At 74.0% G+C, this 22,139-nt stretch carries 15 protein-coding genes; 9 read left to right on the forward strand and 6 right to left on the reverse strand.

Going from position 1 to position 22,139, the window contains the following annotated elements; all coding sequences use genetic code 11:
• Positions 1-72 precede the first annotated feature (72 nt).
• Positions 73-4,956, reverse strand: coding sequence for a family 43 glycosylhydrolase (locus G9H71_RS01420; RefSeq protein ID WP_166276716.1), 4,884 nt, complete (start codon positions 4,954-4,956; stop codon positions 73-75).
• Positions 4,957-5,107: 151 nt separating this feature from the next.
• On the opposite strand from G9H71_RS01420, the gene G9H71_RS01425 reads away from it, so the two are divergent.
• From G9H71_RS01425 to G9H71_RS01445, 5 genes are all read left to right on the forward strand, one after another.
• Complete coding sequence (locus G9H71_RS01425) at positions 5,108-6,151, forward strand: bifunctional adenosylcobinamide kinase/adenosylcobinamide-phosphate guanylyltransferase (RefSeq protein WP_166276719.1); 1,044 nt, start codon at positions 5,108-5,110, stop codon at positions 6,149-6,151.
• 23 nt (positions 6,152-6,174) lie between these two features.
• Positions 6,175-7,362, forward strand: coding sequence for a nicotinate-nucleotide--dimethylbenzimidazole phosphoribosyltransferase (cobT, locus tag G9H71_RS01430; protein ID WP_166276722.1), 1,188 nt, complete (start codon positions 6,175-6,177; stop codon positions 7,360-7,362).
• A gap of 49 nt (positions 7,363-7,411) precedes the next feature.
• Positions 7,412-8,158, forward strand: coding sequence for an adenosylcobinamide-GDP ribazoletransferase (locus G9H71_RS01435; RefSeq protein WP_166276725.1), 747 nt, complete (start codon positions 7,412-7,414; stop codon positions 8,156-8,158).
• 102 nt (positions 8,159-8,260) lie between these two features.
• The gene (locus G9H71_RS01440; protein ID WP_166276728.1) at positions 8,261-9,205 is read left to right on the forward strand and encodes an ATP-binding protein; all 945 of its coding nucleotides are present in this window, start codon (positions 8,261-8,263) and stop codon (positions 9,203-9,205) included.
• Between the two features lie 331 nt (positions 9,206-9,536).
• Entirely contained in the window at positions 9,537-11,141 is a 1,605-nt protein-coding gene (locus tag G9H71_RS01445) for a GGDEF domain-containing protein (RefSeq protein WP_166276731.1), read from the forward strand.
• Here G9H71_RS01445 and G9H71_RS01450 read toward each other — a convergent pair.
• The 3 genes from G9H71_RS01450 to G9H71_RS01460 form a co-directional block, all read right to left on the reverse strand.
• Positions 11,125-11,802, reverse strand: coding sequence for a DUF305 domain-containing protein (locus G9H71_RS01450; protein WP_166276734.1), 678 nt, complete (start codon positions 11,800-11,802; stop codon positions 11,125-11,127). The two genes, G9H71_RS01445 and G9H71_RS01450, sit on opposite strands and share 17 nt — an antisense overlap.
• A gap of 99 nt (positions 11,803-11,901) precedes the next feature.
• The gene (locus tag G9H71_RS01455; protein ID WP_331272671.1) at positions 11,902-13,143 is read right to left on the reverse strand and encodes a copper amine oxidase; all 1,242 of its coding nucleotides are present in this window, start codon (positions 13,141-13,143) and stop codon (positions 11,902-11,904) included.
• A 59-nt stretch (positions 13,144-13,202) separates the two neighbouring features.
• Complete coding sequence (locus G9H71_RS01460) at positions 13,203-14,069, reverse strand: Tat pathway signal sequence domain protein (RefSeq protein WP_166276740.1); 867 nt, start codon at positions 14,067-14,069, stop codon at positions 13,203-13,205.
• A 362-nt stretch (positions 14,070-14,431) separates the two neighbouring features.
• Here G9H71_RS01460 and G9H71_RS01465 point away from each other — a divergent pair, with 362 nt between their 5' ends.
• Positions 14,432-15,226, forward strand: coding sequence for an IclR family transcriptional regulator (locus G9H71_RS01465; protein ID WP_166276743.1), 795 nt, complete (start codon positions 14,432-14,434; stop codon positions 15,224-15,226).
• Between the two features lie 18 nt (positions 15,227-15,244).
• On the opposite strand, the gene gcvT is transcribed toward G9H71_RS01465, so the two are convergent.
• Positions 15,245-16,336 carry a glycine cleavage system aminomethyltransferase GcvT gene (gene gcvT, locus G9H71_RS01470; protein WP_166276746.1) on the reverse strand — a complete coding sequence of 364 codons (1,092 nt, stop codon included), beginning with the start codon at positions 16,334-16,336 and terminating at the stop codon, positions 15,245-15,247.
• Positions 16,337-16,470: 134 nt separating this feature from the next.
• Here gcvT and G9H71_RS01475 point away from each other — a divergent pair, with 134 nt between their 5' ends.
• Complete coding sequence (locus G9H71_RS01475) at positions 16,471-18,003, forward strand: leucyl aminopeptidase (RefSeq protein WP_166276750.1); 1,533 nt, start codon at positions 16,471-16,473, stop codon at positions 18,001-18,003.
• 105 nt (positions 18,004-18,108) lie between these two features.
• Here G9H71_RS01475 and G9H71_RS01480 read toward each other — a convergent pair whose 3' ends face one another.
• The gene (locus tag G9H71_RS01480) at positions 18,109-18,477 is read right to left on the reverse strand and encodes a hypothetical protein (RefSeq protein WP_166276753.1); all 369 of its coding nucleotides are present in this window, start codon (positions 18,475-18,477) and stop codon (positions 18,109-18,111) included.
• A 217-nt stretch (positions 18,478-18,694) separates the two neighbouring features.
• On the opposite strand from G9H71_RS01480, the gene lpdA reads away from it, so the two are divergent.
• The gene (gene lpdA / locus G9H71_RS01485) at positions 18,695-20,068 is read left to right on the forward strand and encodes a dihydrolipoyl dehydrogenase (protein ID WP_166276756.1); all 1,374 of its coding nucleotides are present in this window, start codon (positions 18,695-18,697) and stop codon (positions 20,066-20,068) included.
• A 63-nt stretch (positions 20,069-20,131) separates the two neighbouring features.
• On the forward strand, positions 20,132-22,015 hold the full coding sequence (gene sucB, locus G9H71_RS01490; protein WP_196791511.1) for a 2-oxoglutarate dehydrogenase, E2 component, dihydrolipoamide succinyltransferase: 1,884 nt from the start codon (positions 20,132-20,134) through the stop codon (positions 22,013-22,015).
• Positions 22,016-22,139: the final 124 nt, after the last annotated feature.

Genomic DNA, 22,139 nt, shown 5'->3' on the forward strand with positions numbered 1-22,139 from the left:
CCGCATCCTGGCGGGGAACGAACGGGCCCGGAGGAGTTTCTTCCCCCGGGCCCACCCATCGCAATACCGCTGTTATCCGCCGTGCTCGGCCAGCAGCGCCCGCGCGTCCGCGATCAGCAGTGCCCGGACCGTGGCGTCGTCGACCCGCCGCTCGGCGTGCTCGACGTACTGCCGCAGGTAGCGCGCCGCCTTGGCCGGATCGCCCTCGGCCAGCGCCTCGACAACGCCTTCCAACCGGTTGCGCAGGTTGGTGTGCGCGCCCTGGGAGAGCACGCCCGCCGCGAGGTAGCGGTCGGCCAGGGCCGCGAGGTCGCTTGTGGAGGTCGTCACGGTGAACGTCACCGTCGACACCTGCACGTGGCCCGCCCGGTCGGTGGCCCGGACGACGAGCGTGTGACTGCCGAGGGCGAGCGTGGCGAGGTCGAGCACGTCTCCGTTGCCCACGGCCTTCGCGTCGAGCGTCGCGCTCGTCGAGGCGACCCCGGAGGTCGCGTCGCTGGCGGACCAGGCGACCGTCGGCCGGGCCGAGTGCCCGTACGTCCCCCCGCCCGTGACCCCGCCGGTGAGCGTGACCACCGGGCTGAGCGTGTCCTGCCGCACTGTGAGGTCGGCGGCGGACCCGACGTTGCCGCGGCGGTCGGTCGCGCGCGCCCTGACGGTGGTCGTGCCGTCGGCGACGGCGAACGGCACCGTGTAGGGCTTCCAGGTGGTGCCGCCGTCGACGGAGTACTCGATTGACGCGACGCCGCGCGGGTCGGCCGCGGTGACGACGACCGAAGCCGGAGTCCGGAACCAGCCGTCGGCCCCGTCCGCGCCGGCCGAGGTGGTGACCGACACCTCCGGACCGGTCAGGTCCACGACCACCGGGTCGACCCCGCTCAGCGTCGGCACGACCTTCTGGATCAGGCCGTCGGCTCCGAAGCGGACGCGGTCGAGAGTGGTCTCCCGGTGCGTGCCGTCACCACCGGGGATGGCGAAGCGGTGGTAGGCGATGTACCACTCGTCCGTGCCCGGCAGCTGGACGATCGAGCTGTGGCCGGTCCCGAGCAGGCCCTGCGACGGGTCCTTCTCGAGGATGGCCCCGCGGTAGGTCCACGGCCCGTCGATGCTCGCGGAGGTCGCGTAGCCGACACGGTAGTTCGGCGACCCGGTGTCGTCGATCGCGTACGTCAGGTGGTACGTCCCGTTGCGGTAGTTGACGAACGCCCCCTCGCGGAAGTCCGTCAGCCCGGTGATGCGCTTGAAGGTTCCCGGCTTGATCGACAGCATGTCGTCGCTGAGCTCGCCGTAGACCGGGCTGCCGTTGCCCCAGAACAGGTAGTACTTGCCGGTCGCGGGGTCACGGAAGGCCGCCGGGTCGATCGCCTGGCCCGACGTGACGGCCTCGTTGTTGAGGATCATCGCCGTCGGCTGCGCGGTGAACGGCCCCTCAGGGCTGTCGGCGACCGCGACGCCGATCGTCTTGCGGTTGACGGCCGGGTTGTGGCCGGAGAAGTAGAAGTAGTACTTCCCGCCGCGCTCGATGATCGTCGGCGCCCAGGCGTTGCCCGTGGCCCACGGGACGTTGCCGTTCGCGCCGTCCAGGGTCAGGAAGGGCTTCTCCGACCGCTCCCAGTCCACGAGGTTCTTGGACTTCCAGACGTAGAAGTCCTTGCCGCCCCAGCCGGGCGTGCCGTCCGTCGTGGCGTAGATGTAGAAGGTGTCGCCGAAGACCGCGATGTTCGGGTCCGCGTAGAGCCCCGGGAGCACGGGCGTGCGCATCTGCACCGCCTGCACCGTCCAGGTGCGCACCTTGCCGTCCGTGCCGGTGACCGTGTACGTGACGGGGCTGGTGAAGTCGCGCGCCGAGCCGTTGGCCGGCGCCACCGTCGCGCCCGCCGAGGTGGCCAGCGTCGGCGCGAGCTTCGTGACGTCCGTGCCCGGCTTGACGGGCAGGGTGACCCGGCCGGCGTCGGCGTCGATGATGGCCGGGACCTTGAGCTCGGGCAGGGTCACGCCGACCACTGCAGCGGTGTTCCCCGAAGCGCTCATCACCTCTTCAGCGGACAGTGCGCGGTTGTAGACGGCGAACTCGCGGACCTCGCCCTTGAGGGTGCGGTCGCCGGTGTAGACCGACTTGCCGAGGTAGTTCGCGAGCGTGTAGCCGTTGCCGATGTCCCCGGGGTCGAGCGTCACGTCGGTGCTGCGACCGACCTGCACCCCGTCGAGGTAGAGCGTCGCGGTCGTCCCCGACAGGACGTAGGTCAGGTGCTTCCACACCCCGCGGGCGACCGCTCCGCTGCCGGTGACGCCCTGCTCCGTGGTCCAGTTGCCGGAGGCGACGGCGGCCCGGTAGCTGTCGCCGGTGCTGAACAGGTAGCCGCTGCCGGCGCCCGCCGAGTCGGTGTTGCCGAACCCGTAGATGAAGTAGGGCGTCGCCTGGGTCGGGTCGATCTTGACGTCGGCCTCGATCGTGATGTCCTCGACGCCGGCGAGCAGGTTGTCGGGCAGGTCGACGTAGTCGTCGACGCCGTCCAGCCGGAGCGAGCCCGCTCCGGTCCAGGTGCCGCCGCCGACGATCGTGCCGTTCTTGCCGTTGCCGGAGCTGTCGCTGACGGTCGCACCGCTCGTCTGGTCGAACGAGTAGCGCAGGATCTCGCCCTTCGCGTTGCCCGGCACGGGCTCGACCGTGGGGAGGCCGGCACGCAGCGCGTCCAGCTCGGCCTTCGTCACCGGCACCACGGTGCCGTGGCGCGGGCTGGCCGGCAGGCGGTAGCTCGCGGGGACGGTCCAGTTCGGGCTCTCGAGCGACGTGCTCGACAGCGGGATGTAGCCGCGCCGGCCGTACTCGTCGACGAAGAGGTAGTAACGCTGGCCGTTCACGTCACCCGGGTTCGCCTTGAACACCGTCGGGCCCTCGACAGCGGCGGTGCCGGCGTCACGCCCGATGCACGAATCCTGCATCGCCCATGCCGGCTGGCCCGGCAGGTCCACGGCGGTCAGCGAGCTCGACTTCTCCTGGATGATGTCGGAGCAGCCGGTGCCGCCCCCGCCCTCGTCCTTGGTGAACCGGTAGTAGGTCCCTCCCTCGCGGATGACGGTCGAGTCGATGCGCGACTCGCCCCGGTCCTGCCAGATCTTCGGCTCGCTGAAGGTGACGAAGTCGCGCGTCGTGGCGTAGAGCATGCGGTTGTAGGTGTTGCCGGTGTGGCCGGGGTCGTTCGCGGCGTAGAGCTTGGAGGCCCAGAAGACGACGTAGGAGCCGAGGCTCTCGTCGTAGTAGGCCTCGGGCGCCCACGTGTTGCCCGCCGTCTCCGGCGACACGAGCACGTGGCGCTGGTCCGACCAGTTCTTGAGGTCGGTCGACTCCCACACCTCGATGTAGCGGCTGCCCTGGCGCTGCGACGCGTCCCAGCTCGTCCCGCCGCCGATCGAGAGGTCGGTCGCGATGAGGTAGAACTTGTCGCCCTCCGGCGAGCGGATGACGAAGGGGTCGCGCAGGCCCTTGGTGCCCTGCGTCGACGTCAGCACCGGCTGCCCGCCGTTGAGCTCGTCCCAGGCGAGCGCGTTGTTGCCGCGGCTGGCCGCCAGGTAGATCTTCTCGCCCGCGACGCTGTCGCCGGTGAAGTACGCGAACGCGTAGCCGGCGTACGGCGCGAGCGTTGCCTTGGCCCGGACATGCAGGGGCAGCGTGCGGGTCGTGGTCTCCGCGCCGTACGTCACCGTCGCCGTCAGCGTGACCGAGGTGTCTGCGGCCTGCCGCGTCACCTCGCCGGTGGTGGTGACGACCGCCGGGTCGCTCGAGGCCCAGGACACCGTGGCCCCGCGGCTCGTCGTCGGCAGCGTGATGTTGCCGCGGACGTCGTCGGCGCTCGGCACCGAGAGCGCGGCAGCGGCCTGCGCCGCGAGCTGGGCGTCGCTCAGCTGGGCGAGCACGGTGACGGCGAAGGTCTTCGTGTCCGTCTGCCCGCGATAAGACAGGGTCGCCGTGAGCGTGGCGGTGCCGGCCGGGGAGCCGTAGGCGGGTCGCGTGACCTTGCCGGTCGGCGAGACGACGGCCGGGTCCGAGCTCGACCAGGAGATCGCCGAGCCACCCGCTCCCGACGTCGGGAGGGTCAGGTCGGCCGTCACGGCGGTGGTGTCGCCGAGCGTGAGGGCGGCCTTGTCGACCGCGACCACGCCGGAGATCACCGTCGAGGCGAGCTCGCTGACCTCGCCGGCGGCGAGGGCGCGGTCGTAGATCCGGAAGTCGCGGATGCGCCCGTTGAAGAGGCGGTCGCCGGTGTAGACCGACCGCCCGACGTAGTTCGCCGTGGTCGTGCCGTTGCCGATCTGGCCCGGACGGATCGTCACCCCGGCGTTGCGCCCGACCTCGACGCCGTTCTCGTAGACCACGCCCACGCCGCCGCCGATCGTCACCGCGATCGACTTCCACACCCCGCGGCTGAGGTTGTAGGACGCGGCCGGGCGGATGTTCTGCTCCGTCGTCCAGTTGCCCGTCGCGATCGCAGCGCGGTAGTCGTTGCCCGTCGTGAAGAGGTAGCCGTTGCCGGTCGACCCGCTGGTGTTGCCGATGCCGTAGATGAAGTACGGCGTCGCCTGCGCGGGGCTCACGAGGACGTCGGCGGTCACCGTGACGGCGTCGAGGCCGGCCAGGACGTCGTCCGGCATCTTGACGTAGGTGTTGGACCCGTTGAAGGCCAGGCCCTCGCCGGGGGCCTCGACCGCGGTCCCGTTGAGGACGCCGTCCCGGCCGTTGCCGGAGGCGTCCTTCGCCACGGTTCCCGTGTCCCCTTGGAGCGGGTAATGCAGCACGAGCCCGGCGGTCACGTCGGCCGCCACCGCGGACGCCACCGGGGCGGCCACGGCACCGGCCCCGGCGACGGCGAGCGACAGCGACAGCACGGACACGAGCGGCCCGGCGAGGCGCCGGGAAAGGGGCGGCCGGTCGGGCCGGCGCAGGATGCGGCGTTGCATCGGTCTCCTCAGCAGAAAGCGGCGATAGTGTTGTTAGCGTTAACACGAATGCTGCACCTGCGACTTTCGCCAAGCCCAGGGGCCAGGTCAACCCCCCGTGGGCAACGATTGGGTCGCGATGGCGAGCGGGAGGACGGCTACGGTGCCCGTCATGACGGCCCCGCGACCGCTCCTCCGCCTGGCCGGCACCGGGGCACCTGACGGCTGGCCCGCGCCCGGCTGCCCATGCGCGTCCTGCGCGCTGGCGGCCGCAGCCCCCCGCCTCCCGCTCGACGTGCACGTGGGCGCGGCACGCCTGCCCGACCACGCGCTCGCGGTGGGGTCCGAGCGGGTGGTGGACGGCGTACGCGTCGCCCGCCCGGCGCCCGGCGCCTGGGAGGCGACGCTGCCGGACGGCGCGCGTCTGCTGCTCGCCACCGCGGACGAGGTGCCGCCGGCTTCGCGCCCGGCCTACGAGGTGGTGCTGCTCGGCGACGCGGACGCCGGGCTCCTCGCCGCCCTCCGCCGCTCCGGCGCGGTCAGCCCGTCGACGCAGGTCGTCGCCGTAGGGCTCTCCCACCGCCACCGTCCGGGGGACGAGCTCGAGCGCGAGCTGGCCGCGATGGGCGTACGCGCCCTGCCCGACGGCGCGCTCCTCGACCTCGACGCCCCCGCTGCCGTCCCCGCGCCCCCGCGCCGCACCCTCGTGCTCGGCGGCGCACGCTCGGGCAAGTCGGCCGTCGCGGAGCGGCTGCTCGCCGCCGAGCCCGCGGTCACGTACGTGGCGACCGCCGCACCGCGCGCCGACGACCCCGAGTGGGACGCCCGGGTCGCGACCCACCGCGCACGCCGGCCTGCGGAGTGGCGCACGGAGGAGACGTACGACCTCGAGCCGTTGCTCGCCGCGGACGGCCCGCCGCTGCTCGTCGACTGCCTCTCGCTGTGGCTGACCGGCGTCCTCGACGAGTGCGGCGCGTGGGACGACGGCCCGGACGCGCTCCCCCGCGTACGCCGCCGCGTCGACGCGCTCGCCGCGGCATGGCGGGGGACCTCTCGGCGCGTGGTCGCGGTGAGCAGCGAGGTCGGCAGCGGTGTCGTCCCGGGCACCCCGAGCGGCCGGCTCTTCCGGGACGAGCTCGGACGGTTGAACGCCGCGATCGCCGCCGAGAGCGAGCAGGCCCTGCACGTGGTGGCCGGTAGGGTCGCCTGCCTGTGAGCCACACTCCACCTGAGAGCCCCATGGACGAGCCCGACGCGACGCCCGCGGCGCTCGACGAGACCGACGCCGCCGCGGCGGAGGCCGCCGCGCCGCTCCCGGAGACGCCGGACAGCGCGGCGGCCGAGCCCGCGCTCACGGTGGAGGAGCTCAACCTGCTGGGCGGGCGGGTGGAGCACCCGGACGAGGGCGCCCGGCAGGAGACGCGGGCACGCCAGGCCGAGCTGGCCAAACCGGTCGGCGCGCTGGGCAGCCTCGAGGACCTGTCGGTCTGGGCGGCCGGCGTGCAGCGCACCTGCCCTCCTCGGCCGTTCGAGCGGATCCGCGTCGTCGTGTTCGCGGGCGACCACGGCATCGCGGCGGGCGGCGTCTCGGCCTACCCGGCCGAGGTGACGGCGCACATGGTCCGCGCGTTCCTCACGGGCACGGCCGCCGTGAACGCGCTCGCCCGGCAGGCCGGGGCCGAGGTCCGCGTGCTGGACATGTCCGTCGACGCGGACCTGTCCGACGTGCCGGAGGACGTGACGCGGCACAAGGTCCGCCGGGGCACCGGGCGCATCGACGTCGAGGACGCGATGACCCGGGACGAAGCGGCGACCGCCCTGCTGGCCGGCATGGCCGTCGCGGACGAGGAGGTCGACGCCGGAGCGGACCTGCTGATCGCCGGCGACATGGGCATCGCCAACACGACCGCCGCGGCCGCCCTCGTCGGTGTGCTGACCGGCAGCGACGCGGCGACGGTGTGCGGCCGGGGCACCGGGATCGATGACCGGGGCTGGATGCGCAAGTGCGCCGCGATCCGGGACGCGATGCGGCGCGGCCGGCCGCACATGGCCGACCCGATCGCCCTGCTCGCCGCGATCGGCGGCCCCGACCTGGCGGCGACGACGGGCTTCCTGTTGCAGGCCGCGGTGCGGCGGACCCCGGTCGTCCTCGACGGCGTCGTCCCCTCGACGTGCGCCGTGCTGGCCCACCGGGTCGCCCCCCGCGCGTCGCTCTGGTGGCTCGCCGGCCACCGCTCGACCGAGCCGGCCCAGACGCTCGCCCTGCAGCAGCTCGCGCTCGAGCCGGTCCTGGACCTGAAGCTGCGCCTCGGGGAGGGCACGGGCGCGCTGCTCGCGGTCCCGATCCTGCAGGCCGCCACCGCGACCTGCTCGGAGATGGCGACCCTCGAGGAGCTCGGCGGTTCGCACGGGGCGGAGCAGCCCTGACGCGGGGCCTGCTCGCCCCCGCCGCCCCCGGTCCCGGACCGCTCGACCGGTGACCGTCCTGAGCACGGCCGGCGACGCGCTCCGGCTCGCGGTCGGCACGTTCACCGTCCTGCGGGTGCCCGCGCCGCGCACGGTCGACGCCCGGGTCGCGGCCGGCGCCATGCTGCTCGGGCCGGTCGTCGGCGCCGGGCTGGGGGCCGTAGCGTCGCTGGCGCTGGCCGTCGTCGACGAGCTCGACGGGCCGCCGATGCTCGGCGCCGCGGCCGCGCTGGCCGTGCTCGCGGGCCTCACCCGGGCGCTCCATCTCGACGGGCTCGCCGACACCGCCGACGGGCTGGGATCGGGCCGCCCCTCGGCCGGGGCGCTCGACGTCATGAAGCGGTCCGACATCGGCCCGTTCGGCGTCGTGACCCTCGTTCTCGTGCTGCTGGCGGACGCAGCGGCGCTGGCGTCGGCACCGGTGGCGGCGCCGGTCGTCGCCGCGGTGGCCGGCCGGGCCGCCGTGACCATCGCCTGCCGGCGCGGGGTGCCGGCCGCGCGGCCCGGCGGGCTCGGCTCGGCGGTCGCCGGGTCGGTCCCGCCGCTGGCCGCGGTCGCCGTCGCCGTCGCCGCAGTGGGGGTCGGCGGTGCTTTGCTGGGCGTCCAGGGCGCCGCGGCTGCAGCCGCCGGGCTGATCGCCGCCCTGGCCCTGCTGGCCCGGTGCCGGCGCCGCCTCGGCGGCGTGACCGGCGACGTGCTGGGCGCACTGGTGGAGACGGCGACGGTCGTGACCCTGGCCGGGCTCGCCCTCGGCTGAGCAAAAGCCCGCGCGCGGCCCGCCGACCGGGGTACGTTGGGCAACGTTCCGGACATAGCCGATTTCGGACAGTTACTACCCGCACGACTCGGCCGGGAGAGGGTGCCTCCGATTCCCAGCATCGCCGACGAGGCGCTCCGGCTGCCGCCGGAGGCCGCGTCCGTCCCGGCCGCCCGGGCCCTCGTCCGCCGCTGCCTCGCCGACTGGGCCGCGGACGCGGTCGACGCGGCTGAGCTGTGCATGTCCGAGCTGGCCACCAACGCCGTCCTGCACGCCCGGACGGAGTTCGAGGCCGCCGTGAGCCTCCTCGCGGACCGGGCACGGTTGCAGATCCGGGACCGCTCCACGGTGCTCCCCCACCAGGTCGTGCACAGCGACCGGGCGTCCACCGGCAGAGGGCTCGACCTGGTCACCATGCTCGCGGTCGACTGGGGCGCCGAGCAGACCGACGACGGCGGCAAGGTCGTCTGGTGCGAGCTCAGCGCGCATCCCGCGCTCGCCGAGCCGGACGAGGAGGCCCTGCTGGCCGCGTGGGGCGACGACGCCGACCTGGAGCGCTCCGAGAAGCCCATCGGCACCGCAGGGCGCGCCGATGACCAGCGGGTCGCCCTGCTCCTGAACTACCCGCTGCGGCTGTGGGTGCAGGAGCGTGAGCACATCGGCGCGCTGCTGCGCGAGTGCGTGCTGGTCCACGAGGCAGCGGCACGAGGTGGCAGCACCGCACCTCGGCAGCTGGTCGAGCTGGCCGATCGCATCGCGACCCGGTACCCGACCGTCCACAACCGTGCGGACGCCCAGCGGACCGCCGCCTTCCGGCGCGGCGAGACGACGCTGGACCTGGAGTACCCGCTGCCCGAGGGCGTCGCGGAGGTGGTGCGCGCGATGCGCGCGGTCCTCGACGCGCTCGACGCATACGCCGCCGACAGCGCGCTGCTGACCATGCAGACGCCGCCCGTGCTGCGCCGGCTGCGCGACTGGACCGTCGACGAGCTGACCGCGCAGGCCGAGGGCCGGGCGCCGAGGCCGTGGGACGGCCCGCTGGAGTGACGGCGCCGGGGCGACGAGCCTCGCAGCCGTGCGGATCGCCGGGGCGCTCCGCCCGGCCACCCTGAGGCAGCCGGGCCGGAGCGCGCACCTGGTCCCCCGACCATCCCGACGGACGGGTCGACCGCAGCGGGAGCCGTCCCCTCCACCGCTCCCGAGCGGCACCGCCCGTCCGGGGTCTTCATCGGCGGGCGAGCGGTGCGGCTGAGCCGATCGGGGCGGCCCGGGCGCCGGATCGCCCGGACGGCGTACGCGCGGCGGTCCCGCTCAGCTGCGCCCCCGCGCCGCCGATGGGGGCACTGGCCGGGGACGTGCAGACGAAGGGGGCACTGCGATGCAGGAGCCGCTCGTCTCGCTGTTCCTCCTCTCGTCCGTGGTGTCGGCGGGCACCGCGCTGCTCGCGTGGCGCCACCGCCGTTCGAGCCCGGCGGCCACTGCCCTCGCCGTGGCGATGCTCGGCCTCGCGTGGTGGTCGGGGTCCCAGGCCGTGCTGCACAGTGCACTGCCCTACGCCGTGCTGCGCACCGCGCTGGCCCTGGTCTTCGTCGGCGTCGGCGGGGCGGTCGCCGGGTTCTACTGCCTGGGCCGGGTGGTCGCGGCGCCCGACTGGCGCCCCACCCGGCGCCTGGCCGCACTCCTCTGCCTCGAGCCGGCGTGCACGGTGGCACTTGGCTTCCTGAACCCTGGTTCGCTGTTCTACCGTTCCGTCGCTGCAGTGGGCGACCCGCCTGTGATCGAGCGCGAGATCGGCCCGCTCTACCTGGCGCACGCGGCCTTCTGCTACGCACTGCTGGTCTGGCCCGTCGTCGCGCTCGTACGCCACCGCCGCCAGCTGCCGGCCGCGTACCGGCCGCAGGTGACGTCGCTCCTCCTGGCGAGCACTATCCCCATGGCCGTCGAGCTTCCCGCCGTGCTCCTCGGCTTCCCCGACGACTACACCCCGGTCGTGTTCGTGCTCAGCGGCCTGGCCGCCAGTTGGGCCGTGTTCCGGCAGGGGCTGCTGCGCCTGGTCCCGGTAGCGCGCGACCTCGTCGTCGACACGGTCACCGACGCGATCCTCGTGATCGACCCGCTGGGGCGGGTGCTGGACATCAACGCCTCGGGGCTCGCCCTGCTGCGCCGGCTGCGGCCCTCGACGCCGGACCGGTTGATCGGCCTGCCTGCCGTCGAGCTCATCGGGCCCACGGTCGTCGGCGAGCTGGACAGGGGCCAGCTGCGCGACGTCGTCGAAGCCGCTCCGGGCTGCTACCTCGACTTCCGGATCTCACTGCTGCACGACGCCCGTGGCCGCCAGCTCGGCCGGGTCGTGGTCGCCCGCGACGTGTCCGAGCAGCACGCCCAGCAGCTCGCGCTGGAGGCCGCGAACGCCTCGCTCGAAGCGCAGCTGGCCGAGATCGACCGGCTGCGCGCCCGGCTCGCCGAGGAGGCCACGCGGGACTCGCTGACGGGCCTGCACAACCGCCGGTACCTCGTGCGCGCACTGGACCGTGCCCTGTCGGCCGGCCGGGCGGCCGGGCGGCCGGTAGCCGTGGTGCTCATCGACGTCGACCACTTCAAGCGCGTCAACGACACCTACGGCCACGGCGCCGGCGACCGTGCGCTGAAGGCGGTCGCGCGGATCCTGCAGAGCTCGCTGCGCCGCGGGGAGACGCTCGCACGCTACGGCGGGGAGGAGTTCGTGCTCGTGATCCCGGGGGCGACGCTCGACACGGCGGTCGCGCGGGCAGAAGCCCTGCGGGGTGCGTGCGCTGCCCAGCCGTTGCGTACGCGCGGGGACGGGGCCGTCCGGGTGACGCTCAGCGCCGGGGTCGCCGTGACGGACGGCTCGGACGGGCGGACGGCCTCGACGCTTCTCGACAGCGCCGACACGGCGCTCTACGCCGCCAAGGCCGAAGGACGCGACCGCGTGATCGCCGAGCGGCTCACAGCTCCTCGATGAGTGTGCGCATCGCGTCGTTCTCGCTGGTCTGCTCGGCGAGGATGTGCTTGGCGATCTTGCGGGTGTAGACGTTCTGCCCCTCGACGACGACCTCCTGCGCCATCTGCAGGGCGCCCAGATGGTGCTCGATCATCTGCCGCAGGAACAGCTGCGTGGCGGCCGGCGCCTTCGCGGCCTCCAGCCGACGGAGCTGGGCGGGCGTCAGCATCCCGGGCATCGACGCGGCGGCCGACGCTCCGCCCGTCGACGTCGCGGCGCGCTCCCCGTGGCCCTCGTGCCGAGCCGTCGCCGGCTCGGACCACGCCTCGAGCCACGCCCCCATGTCCGCGGCCTCGCGCGACTGGTCGCGAGCGATGTACTCGGCGATCGCGACGACGCGGTCGTGCACGCCCTGCTTCGCAAGCAGCAGCCCGCTCATCCGAACGGCCTGCTGGTGGTGCGGGATCATCATCTGCGCGAACGCCACGTCCGCGGAGTTCGGCGGCTTGGGCTGCACCACCGGCTGCGCCGCCGACGCCCCCGAGGAGGACGCCGCTCGCACCGCGGACGCCGTGGAGGACACCGCCTGCCCCGACGGCCCGCTTCCTGCGGCGGCGCCGACCGTGCCGACGACGGCCGCGGCCCCGGCGGCGGCCAGCGCAACGAGCCCGGAAGCTCTCATCGTTCGTGCTCCTTCTGCGGGGCAGGGTGCGGAGGTGCGCCGGGGCCGGGCCCGCCCGTGGAGGGCAGGCCCGGCACCGTCGGCAGAGTCGGGAAGCGGTCAGGACGTGGGCCGGCCCACGCGGCCGTTCACGTAGCGCCGGGTGTCCGGCGTGAGCATGTTCTGCGCGGTGAAGTCGCGCGGCACCAGGGTGAAGCCCTGCCAGTGGAACGGCATCGGGCTCTGGTCCTCGTCCCGCGGGATGTGGTGGAAGCCCACCCGCACCCACATCACCGGGTCGGTCATCGACTCGCCGTTGACGTACTCCGGCAGCGACGTCGCCGTGCACTCCGGGTCCTGGTTGAAGCTGGCGAACTTCTCACACGCACGGTATTGCGTGAAAGACACGTCAGGTGCGGTCTCCGGGTGCACCTCGTAGGCGTCGCTCGCACCGAGCTCGAGCTCGTACGACCGCTTGTGCCCGTCCTTGTTCAGCGTCGGGCTGACGACCCGCCACCAACGCCGGTTGGCGGTGTTGAACGAGCCCTCGACCGGGATGTCGGTCTTGGTGGTCCGAAGGATTGCCGCCCGCCGGCCGACCTCGCCGGTGGGGGCGGTGTCGTACTGCTCCACCGCCTCGTTGCCGGCACCGCCGATGTTCCAGTTGATCTTCCAGAACGCCGAGTGGTAGTGGTTCGTCGAGAAGTCGGCGAGGTTCGTGCCGATCGGCCACCCGTAGTCCGCGGTCGTGTAGTCGGAGGGCGCGAGGTCACCGGTGGCGCCGAGCGCGGTGCTGATCGTGCCGTCGTCGGCGAACCGCCACTCGGTGACGTACTCGTACCAGTCGATCTTCGAGATGGTGCGCAGCACGAGGTCGTGGCCCTGCTTGGTGTAGAGCGGGCCGGTGCCGGTCGTGTTCCCCGTCTTCGCCCGATAGGCGAAGCCCGTTTCCTCCTCCGAGACGCAGAGGACGCTCTTGGTGTCCTGCCCCGTGCCGAGCCACTGGCCGTACACCTTGCCGCCGGGGCACTCCTCCTTCGTCATCGGCTGCATGTAGCGGTCGCCGAAGCCGTACGACGTGATGTCGTTCCACTCGTTGGCGCCGGAGTCGTAGGGGACGTTCAGCTGGGCGAGGGCGGCGGAGTCGATGACGGTCGTCGGCACGGTCTCGCCCGGGGCCTGGACCGCGATCTTCTCCAGCACCAGGCCGGTCTTCGCGTCCACCCGCCAGCACATGGTCCAGCGCGTGCCGTTGTGCAGCTTCTCGTTGACGAGCCCGTTGCTTCCGCAGTATTCGGCCCGGTCCTTCTCCTTGCTCGCCTGCGCCGTCGAGGCGGTGAGGGTCGAGGCGACGAGTATCACGACCGCCGCCCCGACGCTCGCAGAGCTTCTTCTGCCGAGCATTCGCGAGGTCCTCCGGTTCACTTGAGCTGAGCGACGGTCTTGGTGGACAGGTCGACGACGTAGCCGGTGATGTCGATGAACGGCCCGTCGTCCGGCAGCTGCGTGATGAACTGCAGGCAGCGGTGCTCGCCGCACTCCTCGGCGCCGACGTCGGCGGGGCCGGCGACGTACGTCATGCCGTTGGTGACGACCTGGTCCGGGGACGTGAGCTCGGCCCCGGCGAGCTTGCGGAACCCCTCCTTGAACTCCGCGCTCTCGGGCGCGGCCAGGAAGAGCGCGAAGGCGGTGGCGGTCTCGGTCGGCGACGCCGGCGGCTGCATGCCCGGCGCCGCCGCCGTCCGCTCCACCTGTCCGGTGGTGAGGTTGACGACGCGCTTGACGAGGGTGTCGTCGGCGTAGTTGTAGAAGTAGACGGCCGCGCGCCGCGGTGCGTCCTTGCCGGCCTCCCCGGGCAGCGGGTCCTCCAGCTCGAAGGACAGGTACTCCGGCCCGGGCTCGCCCGACACGTCCCGCCCGGCCGCGACGAACGCCGGGTCGAGCGCGAGCTGCCGGGCCGTCGCGGCCTCGTCGATCGTCACGGGGTCGCGGCCCGTGCCGGCCCCGCGCGGCGCGGGTGTCCCGGGCACGGCCTCGACGCTGGCACCTGCCGCCCCGCTCGCTGCGCTCGGAGCGGCCGCGTCCACGTCGGCCGAGCCGGCAGGGGTGGGCACGAGCGTCGAGCTGTTCGCGCCGAGCGGGATCGCGATCGCGAAGATCACTCCGACCGCGCCGACCACCGCGCTCCCGCGGGCGAGCAACGTACGGGCGGGAAGGCCCGCGCCCGGCGTCCTCCGTCCGCGTGGCGGGCCTCCGCCCGCCGGCCCCGCCTCCTTCTCGGTCTCCACACAGCCTCCTCCTCGACGACGGCCCGCCGGCCATGAGGCTCGGCGGCGGGGCGCGGTGAGCCGGGCTCCACGGCCCGCTCGGCGCGTCGAGAACTCTGGGTGCTGTGAAGAGGCAACGGGTTTCGCGACCGTGAAGGTCTGCGCAACGCGACGACGTCGGCAATGGAGAACCCCGGCCCGCGACCGCCCCCCTCGGCGTCCCGGTCACGCGGTGGCCGGCGCAGGGGCCGGCACCCTGCGGCGCGCGCGCTCCACCGCCGACCCAAAGGCGTCTTTGCGGCGAAACGAGGGGTTAACCGCTCGCTCCTAGATTCTCCGCCCGAGGGGGTGCAGTCCCTGCCGAATACCCCGACGGAGGAGCGATGACGCCTCACACCAACGGGACGACGCACGAGCCCGCCCGCACCGGTGCCCAGGGCGGCCTCCCCGGGCGCCAGTCCCACGCCGTGCGCAACGCGTTCGCGCTGCTGGAGGAGGTCGCCCGGCTCGGGCCCGGAGTGACGGCCAAGCAGGTCGGCGCCGGTCTCAGCCTCTCCCCCGCCACGACGTACCGACTGCTGAACCTGCTCGTCGCGCTGCAGTACCTCGAGCGGCAGCCGGGCGCGCGCGGGTTCACGCTCGGCCACAAGGTCGCCCAGCTGGCCGGGTTCGTCGCCCTCGTGCACGTGCCCGTCGCCGCGCGGCGGCTGCTGGAGGACCTGCGCTCCCGGGTGCGCATGGGCGTGCACCTGGCGTCGTACGCCGGCGGCGCGCCCGCGCTGGTCGACCCCGACCCGACCCAGCCGCTGCCACCGTCGGAGGCGATCTCCCGACACCTGCACGCCTCGGCCTTCGGCAAGCTGCTGCTCGCCGAGTCGGGGGACTGGCGTCGCGCCGTCGGCGAGGGCCCGCTGGACCGGCTGACGCCGCGGACGCTCGTCTCGCCGCCGGACCTCGACGCGGAGCTGGCCGCGGTGGCGCGCGCCGACATGGCCCACCAGCTGGGCGAGCTGCGCTCGATGCGGGCGTGCGTCGCCCTGCCGGTGCGCAGCGCGGCCGGGCAGCTCGTGGCCGCCGTGGCGCTGACGGGCGTGCCCGAGCAGATCCGCTCGCTCGACCAGCGGCACCTGGCGTCCACCGCGCGGACGGCCCGCGAGCTGGCGCCCCTGCTGACCTGAGCCTGCTGGAAGCCCGCGCTAGCGGACCGAGGACTCCACGAACGGCGGGCGCACGACCCGCACCCGCGACACGCGCCCGCGGACGTCGAGCGTCAGCTCGGCGCCCACCTCGACGGCCGGGTCCAGCAGGGCGAGCCCGATGCCCACCTGGCGCGTCGGGGAGAAGGTGCCGCTGGTCACCTCGCCCACCTGCCCCCCGTCGGGGGAGCTGACCGCCATGCCGCGCCGCGGGATGCCGCGGTCGAGCGACTCGATGCCCTGCAGCACCCGGCGCGGCCCTGCGGCGCGCTCGGCCAGCAGCGCCTCCCGCCCCCAGAACACCGGCTTGGCCCAGCCGACCGCCCACGAGGAGCGCGCCTGCACGGGGCTGATCTCCAGCGACAGGTCCTGGCCGTGCAGCGGGTAGCCCATCTCCAGGCGCAGCGTGTCGCGGGCGCCCAGGCCGCACGGCTCCGCGCCGGCGGCGAGCAGCGCGTCCCACACGGCCCCGGCGTCGGCGGCGGGCAGCACCAGCTCGTAGCCGCGCTCGCCGGTGTAGCCGGTGCGGCAGACCGTGACCGGGACGCCGTCGCGCGCGGTGTCGACGAAGGACATGTACGGGTGGCCAGCGGGCAGCGACACGGCCTCGAGCGTCGCGTCGCTGCGCGGCCCCTGCACGGCGAGGACCGCGTACGAGCCGGAGACGTCCTCGACCCTCACGCCGCTCGGAGCGCCCTCGGCCAGCCGGCGGGCGACCTCGGCGACGTTCGAGGCGTTCGGCACGAGCAGCAGGTCGTCCTCGGCGCGCAGGTAGACGATGAGGTCGTCGACGACGCCGCCGTCCTCGGTGCAGCAGAGGGTGTACTGCGCCATGCCCGGAGCGATGCGCCCGAGGTCGTTGGTGAGGGTCGAGTTGACGTACGACGCGGCCGAGGCCCCGCGCACGAGGACCGTCCCCAGGTGGCTGACGTCGAAGGCGCCGACCCGCTCGCGGACCGCCGTGTGCTCACGGACGACCCCGGCGTACTGCAGCGGCATCTCCCAGCCGCCGAAGGGCGCGAGCTTGGCCCCGAGCGCCACGTGCCGGTCGTGCAGGGCGGGGCGGCGGGGGGCGGCAGCAGCATCGGCCATGGGGCCGGACGCTAGCATCGAGCGCTTCGATGCCCTCCGGGGCTGATCCGCCAGGAACCGGTCCAGCCGGCGCCGCCCGAAGCGGCCCGGCCTCCGGTCCCGCGCGGAGTCGCGACACCTGCAAAGGACGGACCGTGCCCGAGCTCACGCTGACCAGCTCCTCCCCCGCGGGCCTGCGCGTCGACGCCCTCGTCGTCGCGACCCTGCAGGGCCCACGCGGCCCCGTGCTCGCCGAGGGCGCCGAGGAGGTCGACTCGGCGCTGGGCGGCAAGCTCGGGCGCACGCTCGCGGCGCTGGGCGCCACCGGCGCGGCCGGCGAGGCCGTCAAGGTCCCCGGCGGCAGCGGCGTGACCGCTCCTCTCGTGCTGGCTGTCGGCCTCGGCCCGGCCCCTGCCCGGCGGCGGGGGGAGGCCGGGTCGTACGCCGCGGAGACGCTGCGCCGGGCCGCCGGCACCGCCGCCCGCACTCTCGCCGGCACGCGCCGGGTCGCGCTGGCGCTGCCCGCCGCGGACGTCGCTTCCGCCGCCGCGGTGGCCGAGGGCGCCCTGCTCGGCGCCTACTCCTTCACCCGCTACCGCAACACCTCCGCCGGCCAGCACAAGGCTCCGGTCGAGTCCTTCACCCTCGTCACCCCGGCGGCCCGCGAGCGGGCCGCCCGCGACGCGGCCGACCGCGCCCGCGCCCTGGCCGCGTCGGTCGAGCTCTGCCGCGACCTGGTCAACACCCCGCCCTCGGACCTGCCGCCCAAGGCGCTCGCCGACGCGGCGGTCACGGCCGCCGAGGGGCTGCCCGTGACCGTGGAGGTGCTCGACGAGCGCGTGCTCAAGCGCCGTGGGTTCGGCGGCATCCTCGGCGTCGGGCAGGGCTCTGCTCGGCCGCCGCGACTGGTGAAGCTGAGCTACACCCCGTCCGAGTCCGCGCCCCACCTGGCGATCGTCGGCAAGGGCATCACGTTCGACTCCGGCGGCCTCTCGCTCAAGCCCCCGGCGTCGATGGAGACGATGAAGTGCGACATGGGCGGCGCGGCGGCCGTCCTCGGCGCCGTGGTGGCCATCGCCCGCCTCGGGCTGCCGGTCCGCGTCACCGGGTGGATGCCGCTGGCGGAGAACATGCCGTCGGGCTCGGCGATCCGCCCATCCGACGTCCTCACGATCTACGGCGGCCGCACGGTGGAGGTGCTCAACACCGACGCGGAGGGCCGCCTCGTGCTCGCGGACGCCATCGTCGCGGCGTGCGAGGAGCAGCCCGACGTCCTGGTCGACACGGCGACGCTGACCGGCGCCCAGCTGGTGGCGCTCGGCTCGCGCACCGCGGCGGTCATGGCGAACGACGAGCAGTTGCGCGAGTCCGTCCAGGCCGCCGGGGCGCGGGTCGGCGAGAGCGTCTGGCCGATGCCGCTGCCGGAGGAGCTGCGCAAGAGCATGGACTCCCAGGTCGGCGACATCGCCAACATGGGCGAGCGCTACGGCGGCATGCTCGTCGCCGGCCTCTTCCTCAAGGAGTTCGTGGCCGAGGGTGTGCCGTGGGCGCACCTGGACATCGCCGGGCCGGCCTTCAACGAGGGCGAGCCGTTCGGCTACACGCCCAAGGGCGGGACGGGCGCCAGCGTGCGCACGCTGGTGGCCGTCGCCGAGGACCTCGCCGCCGGGACGCTGCGCACGGGCTGACCCGGGGCCGGCCCTGAGGCGGGTCTGGGGCGGCTCGAGGCCAGCTCCGGGGCGGCTCGAGGCCGGCTCTGCCCGGTTGCACGCCCTGCCCGCGCCGGCGGCGCGTCAGACGCTGCCGGTGCGGCGCGCCTTCTCCTCGGCGGCCCGCCGCGCGTTCCACTCCCGCATCCGGCGCGGGTAGCCGACCACGGCCGCGTCGTAGCTCGGCACGCCGAGGGCGTTCGCCAGCGAGTGCGCGGCGTGCGCGTCGCGGACCCGGCGCCGGGTCCACTCCCCGGTGTTGGCGACGAACACGACGGTGGTGGTCGTGACAGCCGTGGGCGGCTCGACGTACGCCTCGACCCCCGTGCGGCTGCCGGCGAACTCGCGCAGGTGGCGCTCGTCGTCCGACGTCGCGGAGCGCTGCGCGACCGGCCCTCTGGACCTGCCCGACCTGCCCGGCCCTCGGGAGAAGAGCCTGCCGAGCCCGCGCATCCGTCGCCCCTCCTCACGTGGCCCGGCGCCCCTCGCGGCTCCGGGCGGGCCCCGGCCGCACGCCGGAATGGCCCTACCGATAGGAACGCTAGGACAGCTGGGGCAGTGCCGTCGCCGGATTGGACCAACCCGGCGCGCTCCTCCCCCGTTCGAGCACGCACCCGTCGAGTGACAAGATTGGCGGGCACGTGCATCCACCACACCCAAGGAGAGCCACGTGGCGGACAACGCCTTCGACGTCGTGATCCTCGGCGGCGGCAGCGGCGGCTACGCCTGCGCCTTCCGCGCGGCGGAGCTCGGCCTCTCGGTCGCGCTCATCGAGAAGGACAAGGTCGGGGGCACCTGCCTGCACCGCGGCTGCATCCCGACCAAGGCGTTGCTGCACGCGGCGGAGATCGCCGACGGCGCGCGCGAGAGCGAGCAGTTCGGCGTCCGCGCCACGCTCGAGGGCATCGACATGCCCGGCGTCAACAAGTACAAGGACGCCACCATCTCCCGCCTATACAAGGGGCTGCAGGGCCTGGTCAAGGCCCGCAAGGTCACCTACGTCGAGGGCTACGGCAAGCTCGTCGCGCCCGACCTGGTCGAGGTCGAGGGCGCCGCCTACCGGGGCCGCAACATCGTGCTGGCGACCGGCTCGGTGCCCAAGTCGCTGCCCGGCCTGGAGATCGACGGCGACCGGATCATCACCAGCGACCACGCGCTCCAGCTCGAGCACGTGCCGAGCTCGGTGATCGTCCTCGGCGGCGGGGTCATCGGCGTCGAGTTCGCCAGTGTCTGGAAGTCCTTCGGCGCCGACGTGACGATCGTCGAGGCGCTCCCCCACCTGGTCCCCCTCGAGGACGAGGCCAGCTCCAAGCTGCTCGAGCGCGCGTTCCGCCGCCGCGGCATCAAGTACGAGCTGGGCAACCGCTTCAACGGCGTCGAGCGCACCGAGTCCGGCGTCAAGGTCTCGCTCGCCGACGGCAAGCAGCTCGAGGCCGACCTCATGCTCGTCGCCGTCGGCCGCGGCCCGGTCTCCCAGGGCCTCGGCTACGAGGAGGCGGGCGTCCGCACCGACCGCGGCTACGTGATCGTCGACGAGTACTGCCGGACCAGCGTCCCGAACGTCTACGCCGTCGGCGACCTGATCCCGACCCTGCAGCTGGCCCACGTCGGCTTCGCCGAGGGCATTCTCGTCGCCGAGCAGATCGCCGGGGTCGCGACGACCCCGATCGACTACGACGGCGTCCCGCGCGTCACCTACTCCGAGCCGGAGGTCGCCTCCGTCGGCCTCACCGAGGCCAAGGCCAAGGAGAAGTACGGCGAGGTCGAGACGCTGGTCTACGACCTCGGCGGCAACGGCCGCAGCCAGATCCTCAAGACGCAGGGCTCGGTCAAGCTCGTGCGCCAGAAGGACGGGCCGGTCGTCGGCATCCACATGGTCGGCGCCCGCGTCGGCGAGCTCATCGCCGAGGGCCAGCTGATCTACAACTGGGAGGCCCTGCCCGGCGAGGTCGCGCAGCTGATCCACCCCCACCCGACGCAGTCGGAGGCGCTCGGCGAGGCGCACCTCGCCCTCGCCGGCAAGCCCCTGCACGTCCACGGCTGATCTGATTTCCACCCCCTCTTCGGATCGTCGTCGATCCGCAGGAACGAGACCCGGAGGCATCCCTTGCCGTTCTCGGTGACCATGCCGGCCCTCGGAGAGAGTGTCTCCGAGGGCACCGTCACCCGCTGGCTCAAGCAGGAGGGCGACACCGTCGAGGTCGACGAGCCCCTGCTCGAGGTGTCGACCGACAAGGTCGACACGGAGGTCCCGAGCCCGGCGGCGGGAGTGCTCCAGCGCATCGTCGTCGCGGCGGACGAGACGGTCGACGTGGGCGCCGAGCTCGCGCTGATCGCGACCGCCGACGAGGGGGCAGGCAGCGCGCCCGCGCCCGCCGCCCAGGACAACATGGCCTTCAACGAGGTCGCGTCCGACTCCGGCGCGCAGGGCGCCGCTTCGGCGAGCTACCCGGCCGCGCCCTCGAGCGTCCCCGCGCCGTCCGAGCAGCCCATCGTGTCGGCCGGCAACGCCGAGCAGGCGTCTGCCGACGCCCCGCAGGGCGCGCCCTCCGGCGGCGACGGTGTGCCGGTGAGCATGCCTGCGCTCGGCGAGAGCGTGACCGAGGGCACCGTCACCCGCTGGCTCAAGCAGGTCGGCGACTCGATCGCGGTCGACGAGCCGCTGCTCGAGGTCTCCACCGACAAGGTCGACACCGAGGTCCCCAGCCCGGTCGCCGGCACGCTGCTCGAGATCACGGTGCAGGCCGACGAGACCGTCGAGGTCGGGGCCACGCTCGCGATCGTCGGCGCCCCGGGCGCTGCACCCGCAGCCGCGGCCCCTGCTGCTGCTCCGGCCCCGGCTCCTGCCGCTGCTCCGGCGCCCGCTCCTGCTCCGGCCCCGGCTCCTGCCGCTGCTCCTGCTCCGGCCCCGGCTCCCGCTCCGGCCGCTGCTCCGGCGCCCGCTCCTGCTCCTGCTCCTGCCCCCGCGGCTCCGGCTCCGGCTGCCGCCGCTCCGGCCCCCGCTCCGGCGGCGGCTCCCGCTGCGGCGCCCGCCCCCAACAACGAGGGCGCCTACGTCACGCCGCTGGTGCGCAAGCTCGCCGCCGAGCACGGCATCGACCTGTCGACGCTGTCCGGCACGGGCGTGGGCGGCCGCATCCGCAAGCAGGACGTCCTCGAGGCGGCCGAGCGCAAGAAGCAGGAGCAGGCGCGTCCAGCCCAGCCGGCCGCGGCACCCTCGGCTCCGGCTGCGGCCTCCACCACGGTGGCGGCCCCGCTCGCCGAGCCGTCGCCGCTGCGCGGGACGCGGGAGAAGATGACCCGCCTGCGCAAGGTGATCGCCGCGCGCATGGTGGAGTCGCTGCAGACCTCCGCGCAGCTCACCAGCGTCGTCGAGGTCGACGTCACCAACGTCGCCCGGCTCCGTCAGCGGGCCAAGCGCGACTTCGAGGCGCGCGAGGGCGTCAAGCTCTCGTTCATGCCGTTCTTCGCGAAGGCGGCGGTCGAGGCGCTCAAGGTCCACCCGAAGATCAACGCGAGCATCGAGGGCGACGAGATCGTCTACCACGGCGCCGAGCACCTCGGCTTCGCGGTGGAGACCGAGCGCGGCCTGCTCGTGCCGGTCATCAAGGACGCGGGCGACCTCAACATCGGCGGCTTCGCCCGCAAGATCGCGGACCTCGCGGCGCGGACGCGCGACAACAAGGTGACGCCGGACGAGCTGGGCGGCGGGACGTTCACGCTGACCAACACCGGCAGCCGGGGCGCCCTCTTCGACACCCCGATCATCAACCAGCCGCAGGTCGCGATCCTCGGCACCGGCGGGGTCGTCAAGCGCCCGGTCGTGATCGACTCCCCGCAGCTGGGCGAGACCATCGCGATCCGCTCGATGGTCTACCTGTCGCTGTCGTACGACCACCGGATCGTCGACGGGGCCGACGGCGCGCGCTTCCTCGTGACGATCAAGCAGCGCCTCGAGGAGGCGGCCTTCGAGGCCGACCTGGGGCTCTGAGCCTCCGCTCCATCTGCGCAGGGCCGGTCGGGACTCGTGTCCCGACCGGCCCTCCGCCGTTGTGCGCCGCCCACTCACCCATCAACCGGGCCAGTGGCTGTCCGCGCTTCCTCCCGGCCCGCGC

Source organism: Motilibacter deserti, assembly GCF_011250635.1.
Lineage (GTDB): Bacteria > Actinomycetota > Actinomycetes > Motilibacterales > Motilibacteraceae > Motilibacter_A > Motilibacter_A deserti.